Source organism: Mesorhizobium sp. M7A.F.Ca.AU.001.01.1.1 (genome assembly GCF_004022735.1).
Classification (GTDB): Bacteria; Pseudomonadota; Alphaproteobacteria; order Rhizobiales; family Rhizobiaceae; genus Mesorhizobium; species Mesorhizobium ciceri.
Map to the genome: position 1 here is coordinate 1 of NZ_RZPF01001025.1, position 1,603 is coordinate 1,603.

Genomic DNA, 1,603 nt, shown 5'->3' on the forward strand with positions numbered 1-1,603 from the left:
GCCTTCGGCAATGCAGGGGCTGCAAGCCGATGCGTGATCGAGGCGAACGCCGGCCGAACGCAAGTTCGAACGGCCGGCGGCGCGCTATTTCGAGAATTGCTTCAGATAGGCGATGACATTGGCGATGTCTTCGTCCTGTTTGAGGCCGACAAACGCCATCTTTGTTCCTTTGACCATGGCCTTGGGATCGTGAAGGTAAGTCTTCAGCGTGGGTTCATCCCATTTGACGCCGGACTTGCCTGCCGCGACCATCGCCTGAGAATAGCTGAACCCCGGGTGCGTGCCGGCTGTTCGGCCGATGACGCCGTTCAACGACGGGCCGACCTTGTTCTTGTCCTGGTCGGCGACATGGCAGACCTTGCATTTGGCGAAGACCTTCTCACCCGCCGCCGCGTCCTGTGCCTGGGATTGGCTCGCGATGAAGGGCACAACGGACATGACTGCGAAAAATGCGATTGCGCGCATGGTATTTCCTCATTGATCGTCTGGGTGCCCTGGACGATTTGTGCATGCCGATCCTTTGATCCGTCGGCATGCGCCTTACGCGGTGGCGTGGAAATTCCGCTTCTCCCGTGGAGCCGCGCCACGTCACCTGGAAGCTAATCGGCATGTTGTGAAAGTCAATCGTACAAAGGTTTAGAGGCCTGGGTGCTCAAGGATCCTGTCCATTCGTCTTTGTTGACGGCTATTGGGCGAGCGCGTAGCTTGACCTCATTCCGGTTTCTCCATTGGCACCTTGAGAAATCCGGCAAGTGGCGGTTTTGTCCTGGCTCCTGGTTGGGCTGGACTCGCCGAGATGGGCGTTTGGGAACGCGCAAGAGGTGCTGAATGGACATGGTCGATCTCATATTGACGGTTTGCCTCAGCGCCAATCCGAGCAATTGCCGAGACGAACATCTCTATTTCGAGAGCCGCGGCACCCTGTTCCAATGCATGTTCCTTGCCCCCAGCGAAATCGCGAAATGGTCTCAAGAACACCCGACCCTCAAGGTCATGCGCTGGAAATGCGCATTTCCGAGCAAGGAACGAGCCATCTGATTTGGCAGCGCGGAACCCTGGGGAGGAGGTGTCATGATGGTTTCACGGCGCATGACGTTGCGTCTGGCGGTTCTCGGGACAGCCGCTGTTCTTGCTACCAGGCCAGCCGTTGCGGCAGCCAGGATTCGCCTCGGTGTGCTGAAGTTTGGAACCGTGAGTTGGGAACTCGATACGCTACGGCAGCACAAGTTCGATGCCGCGAACGGGATCGATCTGGAGATCATCGACTTCGCCGGCGAGGATGCAACCAACGTCGCGATGCAGGCTGGCGCGATCGACATGATCGTTTCCGACTGGCTGTGGGTCTCGCGCCAGCGCTCCGAAGGCGGCGACCTCACATTGTTCCCCTATTCCACCGCCGTGGGCGCGATCATGGTGAAGGAGGGTTCACCGATCCGGACGGTCGCCGATCTCAAGGACAAGAAGATCGGCGTCGCCGGCGGCCCGCTCGACAAGAGTTGGCTGCTGATACAAGCGCTGACCAGACGCGATCTCGGCGTCGACCTGTCGGCAACCAGCGACATCGTCTTTGGCGCGCCGCCGCTGATTTCGGAAAAGGCGATAC

3 protein-coding genes are annotated in these 1,603 nt (G+C 59.1%); 2 read left to right on the plus strand and 1 reads right to left on the minus strand.

Going from position 1 to position 1,603, the window contains the following annotated elements:
* Positions 1-84: 84 nt before the first annotated feature.
* Positions 85-465, minus strand: a complete 381-nt coding sequence (locus EN884_RS35360) for a cytochrome c family protein (RefSeq protein WP_024504374.1) — start codon at positions 463-465, stop codon at positions 85-87.
* Positions 466-828: 363 nt separating this feature from the next.
* Here EN884_RS35360 and EN884_RS35365 point away from each other — a divergent pair, with 363 nt between their 5' ends.
* Positions 829-1,038: a hypothetical protein gene (locus EN884_RS35365; RefSeq protein ID WP_013532063.1), complete on the plus strand. Its 210-nt coding sequence runs from the start codon at positions 829-831 to the stop codon at positions 1,036-1,038.
* Between the two features lie 33 nt (positions 1,039-1,071).
* Positions 1,072-1,603: ABC transporter substrate-binding protein (locus EN884_RS35370; RefSeq protein WP_164895401.1), on the plus strand; the 532-nt coding region annotated here is incomplete at its 3' end.